Below are 17,478 nucleotides of genomic sequence, written 5' to 3'. Positions count from 1 at the left end.
CCTCACACCTTCTGACTCCCGGCACTCACCATGCTTTCCACTATTCTTTCCCGACTTGGCCAAGGCTGCATCGTTGTCTTCCTGCTACTCGCCGTAACCTTCGTGCTCATCCGCATGATGCCCGGTGATCCGTTCACCTCCGAGAAGGCGCTGCCACCACACATTAAGGAGCAGAACGAAAAACGCTTCAAACTCAACGAGCCGGTGCCGGTGCAGTTCGTCGCCTACCTAGGCACCCTCGCGCAGGGCGAAATGGGGATCTCAATCACTCGTGAGCAGCCGGTGGTGAAAATCATCAAGTCTTCCTTCCCAGCCTCCGCCGTGCTCGGACTGGCCGGCATCATCATCGCGATCTGTGTGGGACTGCCCGCCGGGATTCTCTCGGCGCTGCGCAAGAACTCCATCATCGACTACGGCACCATGATTCTCGCCATGTTGGGAATTTCCGTTCCCTCCTTCGTGCTCGCACCAATCCTCGCTTCCAGCATCGCCAGCAACATCCCCTTCCTCAAGGTGGCCGGCTGGGGTGGTCCGCTCGATTGGTTTCTGCCCTCGCTCACGCTCGGTCTCGCGACCGCAGCCTACCTCGCCCGTATCACCCGCGGCGGCATGCTCGAAGTGCTGAACCAGGACTTCATCCGCACCGCCAAGGCCAAGGGCGTGCCCTCGATGAAGATCATCCTCAAACACGCACTGCGCGGCGGCATCATCCCAGCCATCGCCTACGTGGGCCCCGCCTTCGCCATGTTGATCACCGGCTCATTCATCGTCGAAACGATTTTCCAAATCCCCGGCATGGGCCAGCACTTCGTCAACGCCACCAAAGAGCGTGACTTCTTCCTCCTTCAGGGGGTGGTCATCGTGCTCGGCGTACTCATCGTCATCGGCAACCTCGCCGCCGATATCGCACTCGTGGCCATCAACCCACGCCTGCGCGAAACGAACTAGTCTTCTCTTTTTTACATCCCTAACACACCGCTTTCACCGACACTATGGCAACCAAAGGATCCTCACTCTGGCACGATGCATGGATGCGCCTGCGCAAAAACAGCATGGCGACAGCCTCGCTCTTCTTCGTCCTGCTGGTCATCGCCTCCTGCTTCATCATCCCCTTCGTGGGACAATTGACGGCTCCAGTGGATCCGGCATTGAGTGAAACAGAAAACCGCACGCTCCAATACAACGAGCACTGGTTCAAACCTCCCAACTACCAGAACCTGGAAAACAAATTCAGTGCTCCATCGGGCAACCACTTGTTAGGAACTGACCAAGTGGGCCGCGACCTTCTGGCACGTCTGCTCTACGGCGGCCAAATCTCGATCCTTGTTGGCCTTGTCTCTACGACCATCGCCGGCATGATCGGCATCACCTACGGAGCTCTCTCCGGCTACATCGGAGGACGAACGGACAGCCTGATGATGCGCACTGTGGATATTCTCTACGGCCTGCCCTTCCTGGTCATTGTCATTTTGATCTCCCTGCTCTTCTCCGCCTACGCTCAGGAAGCCTCGCTGTTTTTGATCAATAAGTGGGGTTGGGATTCCGAGTTTGTCGCGAAATACGCGAACTTGGTTCCTCTCTTCATCGCCATTGGCACCATCGGCTGGTTGACCATGGCACGGATCACTCGGGCCCAGGCACTGTCGATCAAGAAGCTCGAATTCATCGAAGCAGCTCGCTCGCTCGGCTTGCCGCACCGCACCATCATGATGCGCCACATCATGCCTAACATGCTGGGGCCCATCATCGTTTACGCCACCCTCACCGTGCCAGGTTTCATCCTCGCTGAGGCCACCCTTTCCTACCTCGGACTCGGTGTGCAGTCGCCTAACAGCTCTTGGGGCATTCTGCTGCAAGAAGGGTCTAACTACATGGAAACCCAGCCGCGTCTACTGATTGTGCCTTCCGTGCTTTTCTCTCTCACCCTGCTCGCCCTGAACTTCCTCGGCGATGGCCTGCGCGACGCTTTGGACCCGAAAGCCGCGAAGGATTAAGCAGTCCCCCACCTCAATCGCGAAGTGTGAGAATGAACTACGCGCACTTCGCCTTCTCTCGAGGAAGTGGAAACCTCTTCCCAAATTGACTTCGCTCTGAATCGTGGCACGATGACGTGCAGTGAAGGAGCTAACGCCAGAGGTTTGGAAAAAAATCGTGCCGCCCGGGAGTCGGGTATTTATTGGCAGCGGCGCGGCGGTTCCTTTTGCTCTGGTCGATTCGTTTTTGCAGGCTTCCTCCGCCTTGCACGATGTGGAGCTCACCCACATCCACACCCTGGGCGAGATGCCGTGGTTGGCAAAAAAATACGATGACCACCTGCGGACCAACACATTTTTCCTAACCCACAACATTCACAAAGCAGTGGCCGCGGGTCGTGCGGACTACACCCCTTGCACCCTCGCCGATGTGCCGTCACTTTTCGGTGGCCATTTGCTCCCCGTGGACGTGGCTCTCATTCAGGTCAGTCCGCCCGATGAACATGGCTACGTGTCGCTGGGAGTCAGCGTCGATGTCGTGCGGGCGGCAGTGAAGGCAGCGCGCACGGTGGTGGCCCAGATCAACCCCTCGATGCCCCGCCAAACAGGAGCCGCATCGATCTCGGCGAAGAAAATCCACTATTTCATCGAGCACGACCAATCCCTTCCGGAAATCATCTGGGAGACACCGCGCGATGCTCAGATCAAGGCCGCACAGTATGCGGCTCTACTGATCGAAGACGGCTCCACCATCCAAGCCGGATTGGGCAACACGCCCCAAGCGGTGCTCGCCGCCCTGAAAAACCATCGCCACCTCGGGATCTACAGCGGCATCTTCACCGACCCCATGATGGAGTTGATCGAGTGCGGCGCGGTCGATAACAGCCGCAAACAATTTCAGAAAGGCAAGGTGGTGTGCTCCACCGTGCTTGGCTCGCAGAAGCTCTACGAGTTTATCCATAACAACCCAGACATCGAAATGCAGCCCTCGGATTGGGTGGGTGATGTTCGGCGGATTGCGCGGAATACCATGATGACCGCCATCCACGGCGCTTATGAGGTCGATCTCACCGGACAGGTGGTGAGAGACTCTCGGGGGCACCGTTTCTACGGAGGGATGGGCAGCACCCAGGATTTCATTCGTGGTGCGGGACACAGTAAAAATGGCCGACCCATCATCGTACTCACTTCGCAGTCGGACGATGGCAAAAGCTCACGCATCGTCTCCGGCTTCAAACCCGGCAGCGGCGTCAACACCGGGCGTGGTGACGTGCACTACGTGGTCACCGAATACGGCATCGCCCGACTCAAAGGCCGAAGCATTCGTCAACGGGTCTTGAACCTGGTGGAGATCGCCCACCCGAACCATCGCGAGCGATTGCTGCGCGATGCCCACCGCTGGGGCTGGATCCCCAAGTTCTACAACATCACCCCGACCGAAGTCTCGGAAAATGCGACCGGAGTCGAGGCCCGCACCATAACCCTTTCCGGTAAACGCTTCACCTTCCGGCCGCTGCACCCCAGCGATACCCGAGCGCTACAATCGTTCTTCTACTCGCACACCAAAGAAACGGTGAACATGCGCTACGGCTACCTGAAAGACCGCCTCACCGACGAGGCCGCGTATAAACTCACCTCCGTCAACCAATCGGTGGATGTGGCCTTCGCCCTGTTCACCGAGATGGGGCAGCGCCAAGAGATCTGCGCGGTGGGACGGTTTTATCGAGATCCCACCAGCGACTCGGCTGAGGTTGCTTTCATTGTAGGTGAGAATTTCCGCCGCTTAGGGATTGCCCGTTTTCTGTTAGCCGAACTCACCGCCGTTGCCTTGAGACGGGGCATCAAGACCTTCTGGGCATCCGTTTTGAAGAAAAACAAACCCATGGCCGCCCTGTTCACCAGCTACGGAGCGACCAAGGAATCCCACTTCGGCGAGGACAGCGATGAGTTCACGCTCAATACCCAACAGCTCGCCGATCGGTTAGCGCAGCCACCTCACGATTAAGCATGCCGCCCACCCACACCACCGGCGTGCACTACGACGCCATTTACCTAAAACACGACACCGGCCCAGGTCACGTGGAGTGTCCCGAGCGCTACCAAGCGATCATGGATGCCTTGGACTCCGCCCAGCTCCCCTTCCAGAGGCTCGAGGGGAGGACTGCGGAGCTGGCCGACATTTTACGATGCCACGAGAGCTGGTATCACGACATTGTCAAAATGGACGTGGAAGAATTTGCCGAGGTCCTGAGGACTGGCGACACCGCTATCTGCCCCGACTCCTACACTGTGGTGATGGCCGCCACCGGCGCGGTGCTCGCTGCCGCAGATGCCATCATGACCGGGCAGGTCCATCATGCCTTCTGCGCGGTTCGCCCTCCGGGTCACCACGCGTCGCCTGGTCGCGGTATAGGGTTCTGCATTTTCAACCACATCGCCATCGCCGCCCGCTACTTGCAGCAGGAACATGGTCTGAAACGCATCGCAATTCTCGACTGGGATGTGCACCACGGCAATGGCACGCAGGACATTTTCTATCAGGACGACAGCGTTTTCTTTGCCTCCACCCATGAGGAAAACATCTTCCCCTACAGCGGTGACATCGAGGAAACGGGCGAAGGCAAAGGCATCGGAACCACGCTGAACCTTCCCGTGCCGGAGGGAGCAGGAGGCGAGATCATTCTCCCCCTGTGGGAAGAAAATATCGGTCGGGCTGTTCGACGCTTCAAGCCCGACATGATCCTGGTCTCCGCCGGCTTCGATGCCAGGGAGCACGACCCCATCGGCATGCTCAACCTCAGCGACGATGATTTTGCCACTCTCACGACGATGGTGACCGACTGGGCGGACGAACTCTGTGAAGGAAGAGTGCTCTCGGTGTTAGAAGGAGGCTACGATCCCCAAGGGCTTGCCAGCGCGGTGTTGGCGCATGTCCGTGCACTCTGCAGTTAGAACAACGAGCAGCACTCAATCATTCATCCTAATCATGGCTGATACTGGGCTAAATTGCTTTGCTTCCAGCTGAGCAGACAGTATGAATCGAGATGCTATGCATAAGGATCCATCGGGGGAACGACCGGACACTCGCGCTGTGGTCAAACGCATGCTCGGGCAGACCGATCGCCATGCGTTGGCATCTATTGTCAAATTTTTCGCCGGCATAACGCTCGGCCTACTTGCCTATTTCCTTCCAGAGTGGCTAGGGTGGCAGAGCTTTGAATCCCTCTCGCCTGCCGGACGCGTCACCCTGGGCATCATGATCGGCGCCGCCTTTTTATGGGTCACCGAGGCGATCCCTGCCTTTGCCGTAGGGGTGTTAGTCATTGCCGTGGAGATCGCCGTGCTCGGGAAACCGGGCGGCGTTTATGCGGCGGAGGGCGACAACAAGGCGTGGACGGAATTTGTCGGCGCTTGGTCGTCCAGCATCATGTGGCTGTTCCTCGGTGGTTTTGTCTTGGCCCAAGCAGCGAGCAAAACGCGGCTCGACCAATGGATGGCGAGTCGGATCCTAGGAGTCTTTGGAAAAAACCCGGCCTACCTGTTAGCCTCGACGATGGCCGTCACCTTTGTCTTCAGCATGTTCATGTCGAACACCGCTACCGCCGCCATGATGATCACCGTAGCGGCTCCCGTGCTCAGCGTGATTCCCAAGAACCACAGCTTTGGCCGATCGTTTATCCTCTCCGTGCCAGTCGCGGCAAACCTCGGAGGCATTGCCACTATCATCGGCACGCCACCGAACGCCATTGCGGTCGGCAGCCTCTCGGAAAATTTGAGACCCGACTTCATTCAGTGGATGGCATACGGTCTACCACCGGCATTGTTGTTAGCTTCACTGGCCTACCTCTACCTGTTTCTCTCCGGAAAAAAAGACGGTCTCCATTTCCAGCTGGGAACCTTTCAAAGCACGGACGCACCACCGACGAAGGATGAGAACAAACAACGGTTCATCGTCGCCGCCGTGTTGCTGACCACCGTGCTTGCCTGGATGACGGAGAGCCTGCACAACATCCCTGCCCCGGTGGTTTCCTTTCTACCGATCACCGCCTTTGCCGTGACCGGCGTTCTGGCCTCCGATGATATGCGCAATCTGCCGTGGGATGTGCTGCTCCTGCTCGCAGGTGGGATCTCGCTCGGCGGTGCGGTGAAAGCCACTGGCTTGGCTGCCTGGATTGGTTCACAGGTGCCTGCAAGCCTACCGTTGATCGGCATCATCATCGTCATCTCGCTGATCGGTGTGGTGATGAGTAACTTGATGAGCAACACCGCCACCGCATCAATCCTTGTGCCGGTGGGCATCGGTATCGTCGCGAGTCATTCAGAAAATGCCCCGGCCATGTTAGCCATCCCTCTGGCAATCGCTTGCTCATGCGCCATGTGCCTGCCCATCTCCACCCCACCCAATGCGGTAGCTCTCGCCTCAGGAAAAGTGCAAAGCCGCGACTTCATGAAGATCGGCCTGATCATGGCAGCCATTGGTCCGGTCGTTGGAATCGTCTGGCTGCAGCTGGTGCTGTAAAAATCAACGTCGCCCCTGCATGGCTCGCATCAGGGTGAGATCGTCGGCATGGTCCAGACCACCACCGGCCGGTAGACCTTGGGCAATGCGGGTGATCTTGCAGTTCTTCCCGGCAAGCGCTTCCGCCAGGTAGTTCGCGGTTGCCTCCCCCTCCACATCCGCGCCCAAGGCGAGGATAATTTCCACATTGGGGGCCTGATCCACCCGACGCAGCAGCGGGGTGATCCGCAGATCTTCCGGGCCAATGTGATCGAGCGGTGAAAGTTTCCCACCCAGACAATGATAGTAACCGGCGAACACACCGGAGCGCTCGAGCGGCAACACATCGGTAGCTTGCTCGACCACGCAGAGCTGTTGCTCATCGCGACTGGAGTCGTCACACACCGAGCAACCTTCGTCAGTGGCAAAAAATCCACAGGTGTCGCAGGAGGTCACCTTCGCCTTCGCTTGAAGCAAGGCATCGGAAAGCTCCACAGGGTTCGCTTTTTCATGCTGCAGCAGCCAAACGGCAATGCGTTCTGCACTTCGAGGGCCGACGCCGGGGAGACGTTTCAGCTCGGCAATGAGCTCGACAACGGGCTGTGGGTAATCGGCTCTAGCCATCGATCAAGTCCTTGGGTTTGTATTTATCGTCGGCATCACTCGCCTTGCGTTTCTTTTTCTTCGCCTTCGTAGTTGTCGGCTGCTCGGCCACGGGCTTTGCCTTGGCGGGAGCTGCTGACGGCGCATCCACCTTTTTGGTTTTCACCGGCGTCGGCTTCGCACCGAGGAGCTCGCAGGGCATCTCGTGGTGGCTGACATACATCATCGCGCAGAACCAACTCCAGAACACACCCACCAGGGTCATCATCGGAGGAAAATAGATCTCCCACACCGCCAACACAGGAACCAGCGCGGCCACCAGGATGAGCACGGTGACGCCCAAGACCACGCGTCGCCACGTGCCGGCGGAGTCTAACACGGCAAAGGACAGGCCGAAACATGCCAGCAGCGTCAGCCCGATGAGCACCCGGGTATCTAAAATGGTCGGGTCCGTGCCGCGGAACACCGGCTGAGAAAGCATATCCAGGATCCGCTGGTCGCCTTTTCCTAACAAACCCACCCAGAACATAGCCACCGCAAGCAAAAGCCCCACGGTGCCACAGAGTAAGGTGGAGCTGTCCACCCTGCCCGGTGTGGCAGGGTGATTGTGATGATGGGAACTCATAGGCGTGGTGTAATGGCGGAGTGCATCCCTCTCAGCTCAGCACATCAGGACGACTCCACTGGTGAGTCGCCGGACGAGCTATCGTCCTGATCCGTCTGGGCTGCTTGAGCTGCTTGTTTGGCCTCCGCGGCATCAGTATAGGACTGAACCACGCGGTCACTCAAGAACTTGTCTGCATCTTCCACCGCTTCCGCATCGAGCTCGAATTTTCCCTGACCGGTATTCTTCTGAATCAGCTTCAAGCCGAACTGGAGGTCCTTGAATTTCTGCTGACTGAGCTGCAAGACACTACGCCCTTGTTGCGCAGCTTCCACGCCTAACAGGCTAACAGCCTCGTCGGTGAGATGGATCTTGAGGTTGTGTTTTTCTTGGAAATCCCGACAGTATAAATCGGCCTCCTCACGCGCCTTGGCCACGTCGACCCGCTGGCCCAGCTCGCGATACTTCGCCAGCACGGTCTCGCGCTGGTCGATCAGATCCGCATCGATGCTCAGCTCGCTCACGGCAGTGCCGGGGAGCTCGAATTTGAAATCGCGCAGAATGCTTTCACAGACGGTCATCAGCGCCCTCGCCCCGGTATTTTCAGACTCCGCCCGGTCGGCGATCCGTTTGATCGCGGAGTCCTCGAACTTCGCTTGAATCCCATAGGCGGCAAACTCGCGTTCATACTGGCGCAGCAGGCTGCCCTCGGAGTTCTTCATGATGTTGACGAAGTCCTTCGACTCCAATTTGTCGCAGACCACACGCACGGGCAGACGACCGATGAATTCCGCCTCGAAGCCGAAATCGATGTAATCCTGGGTCGTCGCCTCGTTGAACAGCTCGGCATCGTTGGGGTCCACCACTTCCGCACCGAAGCCAATTTGGCCGCTGCGGAGTCGGCGTTTGATGACCTTTTCCAGTCCGGAAAAAGCACCACTCACGATGAACAAAATGTGGCGGGTGTTGATGGTGTCTTTGCCGCTCTCCTTGCCATTTTGGAAATCCATCATCGCCATCATCTGGCCTTTCATGTCGTTGGGATTTCTCGCCGCGACTTCCGTTTCCTCCATCAGCTTGAGCAGGGTCGTCTGCACCCCGCGGCCACTGACATCGCGCCCCATGGTGCCGCCAGAGCCGGCTAACTTGTCGATTTCATCGATGTAAACGATGCCATACTCCGCCAAATCCACATCGCCATCCGCCTTCTGCACCAGCTCGCGCACAAGATCATCGACGTCACCGCCGACGTATCCGGTTTCCGAGAACTTGGTGGCATCTGCTTTGACAAAGGGCACGCCGATCATCTCGGCAATGTGTTTGATCAGGTAGGTTTTCCCCACACCGGTGGGACCCACGACGATGACATTTTGTTTTTGATACTCGATGCCATCGGGGATTTTCCCATGCTCCTGCTCCAGGCCGCGCATGTATTTAGCGTGATTGTAGTGATCACAGACGGCGATCGAAAGCGCCTTCTTCGCCTCGTCCTGGCGGATCACAAAGCGGTCGAGGTAAGATTTGATATCCCTCGGTTTGTAATTGAAATCAAAAATCGCATCGGCGCCGTCGATGTCCATGGGAGCGTCATCGGGAGTCCCCTCATCGGTCTCGGGTTCATCTTTGGAAAAGCCGGGAAATGGCATACTCGCCCCGCCCAGCTTACCGAACATATCTTGCAGCATTTTTTGCAACTCGTCCGGATCTGGCAGGTCTTTGTCTTTTTTATCGCTCATGACGGAACGACTATCCATCACGGATTTGGAGACCGCAACCGAAAGTTGTAAATGCCTACCTGCCGCGAGCCAAAGCCGATTAATAGCTAGTTTGACAGCCACGATTCACAAAATTCGTCATTGCACCGCCGCCCTTTTTGCCGACACTATACAACATCATATGAGCGACGAACGCTACGAGATCAAAGGCAAGTTAGGACAAGGTGGAGTCGGTGCTGTTTACGCAGCATTCGACACCCAGCTGAACCGTGAAGTGGCTATTAAGCGAGTTCTCGCTGAAGGCGGCTACGAAAACCAGGAGGATGCCACGAAGAATCTGCTGAAAGAGGCCACCGCCCTTTCTTCGGTGCAGCACCCCCACATCGTTACCGTTTACGACGCCGGCGTGGATTCCGATGGTCCCTACGTGGTCATGGAGCTGATCCATGGAAAAACCTTGGATGAAATGGTAGAGCGAGGAACTCTGACATGGGACGACCTGCGCGAAATTGCCCTGCAGTCGCAAGAGGCACTGATCGCTGCTCAGGACCTCAACTTGCTCCACCGCGATTTGAAACCCAGCAACGTCATGGTCTGCTGGCTGCCATCTGGTAAATTCCAGGTTAAAATTGTGGATTTCGGCCTGGCAAAATTCTCACCCAAACCCTCGCTGCAAACCATTGATCACGGCGATGCGGTCTTCGGCTCCATCTTCTTCATGGCTCCAGAGCAGTTTGAGCGCACTCCGCTCGACCTTCGCACCGACATGTATGCCATGGGTTGCCTTTATTACTACGCTCTCACTGGGGAATACCCATTCAATGGAGACACTGCGGCAGCCGTGATGGCAAGCCATCTGCAGCACCACGTCACGCCGCTGCACGAACTTCGTCCGGACATTCCCAAGTGGGGCGCCGACTGGGTGATGTGGCATATCGAACGCAGCATGGACGCACGTCCCAAGGATGCGCGCGAAGCACTCGAACGATTCCTCTTCCTTGATAAACAATCGACGCAACCCGTCACCATGAGCGCCGAGCTCGCAACTCCAGAGCCCAGCCCCAGCGCTCCCAAGTTTTTATTCCCCGGGGCCACTCCCGAGCCAGAGCCTGAAACGCTCCCAACTCCAGAACCTCCGGCGGTAAGCCCACCGGTCTCTATGACCCCGCAGCCGACCTCCATGGAGGAAACTGCAGCCACTGTGGTTAGCGCCGACGAAGTCAACCCCAAGACCTCACCCCAGCCAATTTCTCCGCCGCAGGATATCACCGGCAAAGTGAGCCCGCACACACAAGCTCAGAACTTGGCCAGAGAAGCTACCACATCTCAAACGTCAAAAGCTCCGGACACTCCACCCACGCCTACCACAGCGACCACACCCACATTGGTCACCCCTTCCGCAGCAGCCCCCGCTCAGCCGGCCAGCGTCGCAGGTCAACCTGTGGCACCGGCACCGGCACCGACTCCAGCTGTTCAACCAGCTCAACCAGCTCAACCAGCCCAAACTACTCCACCGGCGCCGCCTGCTGCCGAGGAAGCCGCTGCCCCTGCCGCACCTGAACCTCCACAGAAGAAAGGTCTCAACAATGGCGCCAAATGGGCCATCATTGGGATGCTCATCTTTATCGCCGTGGTCGCAGGTGTTCTGGGTCAGAAATACATGAAGGAGCGTGCCAAAGCGCGCATGGTCAACAATGTCATGCTCACGGCCAAAGAGATGAACGATTCTCGCACGCTGAGTGACGGCATTGAACTCACGCAAGAAGAAGTGGAAGGTGTGCTCGATCGAGCCACCGCCACCGCGGAGGATAAAAAACGTCCACTGCTACTCAAGACACTGGCCTACGCCAAGCCCAAAGGCAGCTTTGATATCAACAACATGATCATCGAGCACGTGATCAACGCACAGTGCCCGGAGAACATCCGCACTGAGATCTTCAAGTCGGTGATGACGCGCCGCCAAGACATCGCCAATGTGGCCCCGCTGCTGGCTTATGCGAAGGAAACCGAGCACGACGAAGCCGCAGCAGCCGCCATCGAAGCCGCCCGCGCCTCAGCCGAAGATCAGGACGCCGATGAATTTATCGACGAATTCCTCAACTTGATCAACAACACGGACTCGCCAAGCATCCGCGGTGCCGCTGAACGTGCCGCTGCCGAGCTGATTGCCCAATCGGACAACAAAGAAGACTTCGCCGACCCCATCATCGGATCTTACGAGTCAGCATTAAACAATGACGCCAAGTTTGCCATGCTCCGTCTCACCGGTGCGGCCGGTGGAACAAATGCTGCGGAAACAGTGATCGAGGCATTGAACTCCAAGGATACGTCACTGCAAAGTGCCGCCATTGCAGCGCTTGGCCAGTGGGCTGACGACTCGCAGTTTGAAACCTTCATCACCTTCATTGAAGACACGGGCAACGACGGCCTGCGCCGCCAAGCCTTTGATGCCGCTTACGGCTTCCTGCGCGAAGAGCGGAAACGCGAGCCAAAAGCTCTCGGTAAGCTGTGGAAATTGCTCGCCGACACCGCGCAGAGCCAACGGGAAAAACTGCAAATCATCGCAGGCATGGCCAATCAAAAACACCAGTGGGCCATGCCGATCCTGCAGGAGTTGAAAAAAGACAAAGACAACAAAGTGGCCGACAAAGCCGACCGCGCGTCTTCGATCTTGAAACGCCGCCTTAGCGAAAAGAAATAACCCCATCCTACTTTCCTCTACCCGCCCAGCTCTGCTGGTGCGGGTATTTTTTTACCCCAACGCTTTCGCGTTCAATCGCCAAGACGAACAACCAAGCCAACACCTATCACCCATACCTGATGCAAGGCCAGGGTTCTGTGTTATCTTGACCTCTCATACTCTAAAACTAGCGACCCAAGTTGGTGTAACGCCACATCCCAAGAGTTGAGATAAAATATGCATCACCACAAAAGCATCACCCCGGAACCAGAGCAACGCGCCGCCAGCCCCTGCGACATCTCATTCGCTGGATGGTGGCAGATTCTGAAACGCGTCTGGAAGGAATTGAAAAACGATCGTGTCAGCTTTGTCGCCGCCGGCATTGCATTCTACCTCATCCTTTCCTTAGTTCCTGCTCTCGGCGCGGTGATGTCAATCTACGGTTTGATTGCAGATCAGAGTGATGTTGAACGTCAGTTAGGCAGTATTAAGCACCTCATGCCTGTCGATGTGTCCGATCTTATTGCGGTCGAGCTGCAGCGTTTTGCCAATGATGACATCGCTGCAGGCTGGGGACTACTGCTCGGTCTCATACTCGCCTTCTGGGGTGGCAGCAAGGCGATGAATGCGATGGTCACCTCGATGAATGTCGCCTACGAGGAGCCTGACGGGCGTAGCTTTTTAAGACGCAAATCTCTGGAGTTGGGACTCACCGTCTGCGGGGTGATTTTTGCAGTTGTCGTTATGTTTCTGTTAGCTGTGGTCCCTGCCGTCATGGCCTATCTAGAGCTTGGCCACGCCACCGAACTGGTAATCACCGTGTTCCGCTGGTTGCTATTAGCTTTGGCCGCGATGACTGGTCTCTCGGTCATCTACCGCTTTGCCCCCTACCGCCGTCGCGCCAAATGGCGCTGGGTGACTTACGGATCATGTCTCGGCACTCTCCTGTGGGTAGCGGCCTCCGCAATCCTCACATGGTATACCTCAACCATAGGCGACTACAGTAAAACCTACGGGTCACTAGGCGCCATCGTGCTCTTGCACCTGTGGTTCTACGTCACAGGCTTTGTGATAATGTTAGGAGCGGAACTCAACAGTGAGATGGAACTGCAAACCGTGCACGACACGACGCACGGCGAGGATCGCCCAATGGGAAAACGCGGCGCCTATGTCGCAGACCATGTCGCCCAATCCGGCGAAGATATAACCATCGATCACCCCACCCAAACAAGAAGCCCTCATCAGTGAGGCAGAATCGACTCGCTGAACAAAATCACCACCGCGAGTAGGACGAATAGCACCGCGGTGGCGAACTTCACCGTGGCCGTGTGCTTTTTCTGGAAATCGATCAAGGTCGCACTGGTCATCCCCCGATAGGCAAGAATGAAGATAATCACCAGTGGCAAAATAAAGGCGAGGTTATAGAGCAGGAGATAGAACACCGCATCGGTGGAGCCTTGTTGGATTTGGAAAATGATCGGCGCATAGACCTGACCGGTGCAGGCCAGTTCCAGAAAGGAAATCAGGATCCCGCTGATGAAGGCTGCGATGACAAAGTTACGAGCCTTGGCCCCCTTGCGAATCACTCCTCGAATTCTGGTTTTCAAGAAGGATGGGAGCTGCAGCGTCATGTCGTCCAAGTTCCCTTTCCGCGCCCGTAAAGCATCACGCAAGCTGAGGATGGCGACGAGCAGAGCGAAGCCAGCAAAGATATAAGTCACCGCATTCCTAACGACTTTAAAACCATCCATTGTGGTCAGTTTTTCCACCAAGGAATGGAACACCAATCCCACAGAGAAGTAGGCGAGGAATACAGCCAAGATAAACGCTCCGCCCACCATCAGAATCTCACGCGGCGAACGGCGGGCGACCTGCAAGTAAGAGAGGAAAAAGATAATCGTCGCAAATGCGCAGGGGTTCACCCCATCTAACAAACCTGCCCCTAATACCAAGGGAAGAGTGAGACTGGCAAAGCTCTCTTCGACCATTTCCTTCGCCTCGGCAATTTCCTCACTGCCAAATTGGTTCCATGACGGATCATCTTTCAAGACCATGGTGCTCTGCAGGAGCTCGCCGATCATTTCAGGTTGGGTATTCGGTGCAATGGCCGCGCCTGCCTGGGTAAACAAGGAGGGGGTCTTCCCTGCCCCACTCACGCCGAAGCGGTCGCACAGCGCCCGGTTTAAAAGCACATCGCTTTGATTTAAAATGTTCCGCCTTTCAATTTCCAAGAGAGGGAAATTGCTTTTCATATCGGCGAGTTGCTTCTCCACCCGCTCACATTCTTTGCAACCTGGTTTGTGGAATACCACAACTAACAAGCGCTGACGTTTCGCCGCCATCTCAGCAGGATCCTCGGCAGATTCCACATGCTGTGGCTGACCGGACGATTCAGTGGCCTGCGCCAACGCAGCAAAAGACGTGAATGAGCTCTCTTTTCCCTCCTCTGCAAAATACTTGATGATCAATGGCAGCTTGGTTTTGGAAATCTCTTTCACATTGGCGTAAGCGAGCAGTGGTTTCATGCCTTTCCCCATCCGACGGTAGTTCTGCTCAATGTGGTTCGCCAAGCGATCCGCCACATTTGCCTCCTTCGGTTGCTGAGGCAGTAGGCGAGTGAAGGTATCCAGGTCGATCGCCTGACTGTTCGAGAGCAGGCAAAACCATGCCTCGAAACGCACCTCAGCCGAGGGATCTTTCTCCGCCAGAGATCTAAGGATTTTTATTTGGTCCGGGGAAAGCGAGGCTCTTCGGCTCGATGAACTGTAGCTCTGATCGGTCACCACATGACTGTCTGAAAAGAAATGCTTCCATCGGCCGGGAGCGGCAGTGAGCACCCATGGCAGAACTTCACGAACACGCGGTGAGGGATCAATAGCGAGCAGATCCGAGTTCTCCTTCAACCACGAGGCTCGAGCTTTACCGAGGGTATACCACGCAGCGCGCCGAAGCCACTGGTTGGACGACTTGGTAAAGGGCTCGATCACCTCGGTATCGGAGAAATTCATCGCATGGCGCATCATCATGATTGCGAGCACCTTATTTTGATCATCACTCCCTTGATCCTTGAGCGTCCGCAAACACCATGAGCGGATCATGCGCTTGGTGCTACTTTGGCCTGCCGCGCGCTCCAAGTTATAGCCATACACCTCAGACGCCTTGATCTTGGTATTGGGCAATTCCAATTGCTTGAGAGCCATCTGCACCAGCGCCGCCCCCCCATCGGAATCAAACGCCCTCTCGCCAGCGGCATTGCGGATGTCCGGCACCACATCTTGCATGAGTGCGCGTAACAAAGGCACGGCGGAGGTGGTTCTCGGATAATAAAGACCATCGGCAATGGCTGCACGTTCGCTGGTGGATAAAGATGCTACTTTTTCAGCCAGAGGTTTCATCCCCCGCTCATCGCCAGACTTGGCTAACAGCAGCGCGGCACGGAATGCCCTCTCATGATTTGACCAATCGGTAGCTAGTTCGGCCAGTGTCGCTGTGAGTGTCGCCAGACCACCGGTGGCATCAGCGGCCTTCGTGGGCGATAGCGCCTTCGCAGCTTCGGCATCGACTTTTTGTTGATCTCTCAAGGGGCGCAAAAAGGCATCATAAAGAGGGTCGAGCGCTGTTGTTTCGCCCGGTGAGGCATCACCTAACAACTTCAGCAAAGCTGGACTCGCAGAGGCGCTGGAGGTGGGTAAATCCAAGCTATCGATCACCGCCGTGATTTTCTCGTCGACTCCCGATTTTAATGCCGAAGTGAGGTGGTTCGAGACAAAAGCAAACTCCAGCTTGTCCTCCTCGTTGGCCAGTGAGCGCAGAGCGGCGCAAGCAACATCGAGATCCTTGCTGGTGGCGTATCGAGCCACAATATCGAGCCACTCTTTTTTATCACGATCCATCGCGCGAATGGCTGCGATGATGATATCGCTCGGTCGCTGGTCGAGATGACGGATTAAATCGGCGGACAATGGAATGTTCATCCCTGTCAACGCCTTGGTGGCCGGGGCGATCATTTCATCGTCGGCAAGAAACATTTTACGTAGCCGATCTTGTGCCTTGGTCAGGCGCAATGCCACGGCAGCCTTAATCGCCTGAGCTCGGACGAACTCATCCTTGTCGGCTAACAGATCGATCACTTTGTCCTCGGCTCTCGTGGTGGTGGTGCCGGCGATGTAATCCAAGGCCGCCGAACGAATCCTCCAGCGAGGGTCATCGAGAAGTTTGATAATTTTAGCCGACCACGGCTTTTTCCGATCGCCACGTGCTTCCAAGTTGCCCCCCGAACTGAACGAGTAGGAATTGCTGCTCGAGGAAAGTTTGGTCAGACTCTGAACCGAGGAAACGACAAGATCTTCATCTTGGTGGTCGAGGTATCCGGCGATGATATTCTTCACCTCATTGCCTCCAATTTCACGGAAACGGCGCATGGCCGCGTGGATGACGTTGACGTCTTTTTCCTTCTTCAGGTAGGGAGCCACAAGAGGCACGGTCTGAGCTCCACCCAATGTTAGAATAGTGTCCACCGCGGTCTCCCGAACCAGGGCATCATCTGAGCCTAGGTAGTCACGCACGATGGGAATGGCGAGAAACCCGCTCTTTTTCAACGCCGAGATCGCACCCAGCCGCTGATCTCTGTTGCCAAAAGTGAGATCGCGCGCCAGCACAGATGCGTTCTCGCCGGCGCTGCGTGACAGCACCAGCTGATACTGCCCCTCTTTCAAACTCAGGCGAGAGTTTTCCGGCAGTGCTGGGTTGATACTGAGAAAGTCTTGGATGGCTGACACACCCTTCATGCCGTGCGGCTCAAGCATGCGCACGGCACGCCTTTTCCGATCGGTATTGCCAGAAATAATATCGCGGATATATCCCTGCATTTGCTCGCCGGACAGCACTGGTCCAGCTGCCGAGATCGCACCCTTGGCCCCCGCCCACTGGCGCCACATTTTCAAAGCATGTTCATTACGGGGATCTGCACCATTGCCTGAGGGGCTGGCCCAGGGGTTGAATCCATAACTATCGCCCGCCGCTTCTTCCAGCAGTTCCAGGCTACCCAATCGCACCGCCAAATGCTCATCGCTAAGCAGCGCGGTGAGTTCCTTGCGAGGGTAATTCTCACGCTCCATGACGGCGTCGCGAATTTCCTGGCGGAGGTTGCGATCGGCAATTTTACGTGCCGCCCAGCGCCAATCAGCGGCATCGGTTTCCTCCCCACTGAGGCGCTGCAGACGCACAGGGTCGGTCAGCTCGGAGATCTCGGCAGCTGGTTGAGCTAACAAGCACACCGGCAGCACGAGACAGGTGCCAAACACGAATGCGCGGAGCAGACAGGCAGCGATAAGTTGGGCTGGACTGGACAAGGGTCAGGCAGAGGGGAAGACGTTATTCTGACTTTTGTGGGTCAAAGAAGGAAA

Annotated in this window: 11 protein-coding genes; 7 read left to right on the top strand and 4 right to left on the bottom strand. The window is 56.5% G+C overall.

Features of this window, described 5'->3' with window-relative positions; all coding sequences use genetic code 11:
* Positions 1-30: 30 nt before the first annotated feature.
* The 5 genes from JO972_RS00780 (at position 31) to JO972_RS00760 (ending at position 6,492) form a co-directional block, all read left to right on the top strand.
* Positions 31-948 carry an ABC transporter permease gene (locus JO972_RS00780; RefSeq protein ID WP_309488081.1) on the top strand — a complete coding sequence of 306 codons (918 nt, stop codon included), beginning with the start codon at positions 31-33 and terminating at the stop codon, positions 946-948.
* A 44-nt stretch (positions 949-992) separates the two neighbouring features.
* Positions 993-1,994 (top strand): ABC transporter permease, encoded by a 1,002-nt coding sequence (locus JO972_RS00775; RefSeq protein ID WP_309488080.1) that lies wholly within the window; start codon positions 993-995, stop codon positions 1,992-1,994.
* Positions 1,995-2,151: 157 nt separating this feature from the next.
* Entirely contained in the window at positions 2,152-3,978 is a 1,827-nt protein-coding gene (locus tag JO972_RS00770; RefSeq protein WP_309488079.1) for a GNAT family N-acetyltransferase, read from the top strand.
* Between the two features lie 2 nt (positions 3,979-3,980).
* The gene (locus JO972_RS00765; RefSeq protein ID WP_309488078.1) at positions 3,981-4,925 is read left to right on the top strand and encodes a histone deacetylase family protein; all 945 of its coding nucleotides are present in this window, start codon (positions 3,981-3,983) and stop codon (positions 4,923-4,925) included.
* Between the two features lie 97 nt (positions 4,926-5,022).
* On the top strand, positions 5,023-6,492 hold the full coding sequence (locus JO972_RS00760; protein WP_309488077.1) for an SLC13 family permease: 1,470 nt from the start codon (positions 5,023-5,025) through the stop codon (positions 6,490-6,492).
* Between the two features lie 3 nt (positions 6,493-6,495).
* Here JO972_RS00760 and recR read toward each other — a convergent pair whose 3' ends face one another.
* The 3 genes from recR to JO972_RS00745 are packed head-to-tail and all read right to left on the bottom strand — an operon-like array spanning position 6,496 to position 9,414.
* On the bottom strand, positions 6,496-7,095 hold the full coding sequence (recR, locus tag JO972_RS00755) for a recombination mediator RecR (protein ID WP_309488076.1): 600 nt from the start codon (positions 7,093-7,095) through the stop codon (positions 6,496-6,498).
* Entirely contained in the window at positions 7,088-7,699 is a 612-nt protein-coding gene (locus tag JO972_RS00750) for a hypothetical protein (protein ID WP_309488075.1), read from the bottom strand. The genes recR and JO972_RS00750 overlap by 8 nt, the downstream gene beginning before the upstream one ends.
* A 44-nt stretch (positions 7,700-7,743) precedes the next feature.
* Positions 7,744-9,414, bottom strand: coding sequence for an AAA family ATPase (locus tag JO972_RS00745; RefSeq protein WP_309488074.1), 1,671 nt, complete (start codon positions 9,412-9,414; stop codon positions 7,744-7,746).
* Positions 9,415-9,574: 160 nt separating this feature from the next.
* On the opposite strand from JO972_RS00745, the gene JO972_RS00740 reads away from it, so the two are divergent.
* Together JO972_RS00740 and JO972_RS00735 are read left to right on the top strand one after the other, a co-directional pair.
* Entirely contained in the window at positions 9,575-12,094 is a 2,520-nt protein-coding gene (locus JO972_RS00740; RefSeq protein WP_309488073.1) for a protein kinase domain-containing protein, read from the top strand.
* Between the two features lie 216 nt (positions 12,095-12,310).
* Entirely contained in the window at positions 12,311-13,321 is a 1,011-nt protein-coding gene (locus tag JO972_RS00735; protein ID WP_309488072.1) for a YihY/virulence factor BrkB family protein, read from the top strand.
* On the opposite strand, the gene JO972_RS00730 is transcribed toward JO972_RS00735, so the two are convergent.
* A complete protein-coding gene (locus tag JO972_RS00730) occupies positions 13,315-17,424 on the bottom strand; it encodes a HEAT repeat domain-containing protein (RefSeq protein WP_309488071.1) in 4,110 nt (1,369 codons plus the stop codon). The two genes, JO972_RS00735 and JO972_RS00730, sit on opposite strands and share 7 nt — an antisense overlap.
* Positions 17,425-17,478: the final 54 nt, after the last annotated feature.

Source organism: Oceaniferula flava (genome assembly GCF_016811075.1).
In the GTDB taxonomy this organism is placed as follows: Bacteria; Verrucomicrobiota; Verrucomicrobiia; order Verrucomicrobiales; family Akkermansiaceae; genus Oceaniferula; species Oceaniferula flava.
This window is presented reverse-complemented; position numbering and strand designations above follow the sequence as displayed.

What these genes read in the sequence shown, in the direction of transcription:
- JO972_RS00775 (WP_309488080.1), top strand. Translation starts at nt 993, where the DNA reads ATGGCAACCAAAGGATCCTCACTCTGGCACGATGCATGGATGCGCCTG.
- JO972_RS00750 (WP_309488075.1), bottom strand. Translation starts at nt 7,699, where the DNA reads ATGAGTTCCCATCATCACAATCACCCTGCCACACCGGGCAGGGTGGAC.
- JO972_RS00760 (WP_309488077.1), top strand. Translation starts at nt 5,023, where the DNA reads ATGCATAAGGATCCATCGGGGGAACGACCGGACACTCGCGCTGTGGTC.
- JO972_RS00780 (WP_309488081.1), top strand. Translation starts at nt 31, where the DNA reads ATGCTTTCCACTATTCTTTCCCGACTTGGCCAAGGCTGCATCGTTGTC.
- recR (WP_309488076.1), bottom strand. Translation starts at nt 7,095, where the DNA reads ATGGCTAGAGCCGATTACCCACAGCCCGTTGTCGAGCTCATTGCCGAG.
- JO972_RS00765 (WP_309488078.1), top strand. Translation starts at nt 3,981, where the DNA reads ATGCCGCCCACCCACACCACCGGCGTGCACTACGACGCCATTTACCTA.
- JO972_RS00735 (WP_309488072.1), top strand. Translation starts at nt 12,311, where the DNA reads ATGCATCACCACAAAAGCATCACCCCGGAACCAGAGCAACGCGCCGCC.
- JO972_RS00740 (WP_309488073.1), top strand. Translation starts at nt 9,575, where the DNA reads ATGAGCGACGAACGCTACGAGATCAAAGGCAAGTTAGGACAAGGTGGA.
- JO972_RS00745 (WP_309488074.1), bottom strand. Translation starts at nt 9,414, where the DNA reads ATGAGCGATAAAAAAGACAAAGACCTGCCAGATCCGGACGAGTTGCAA.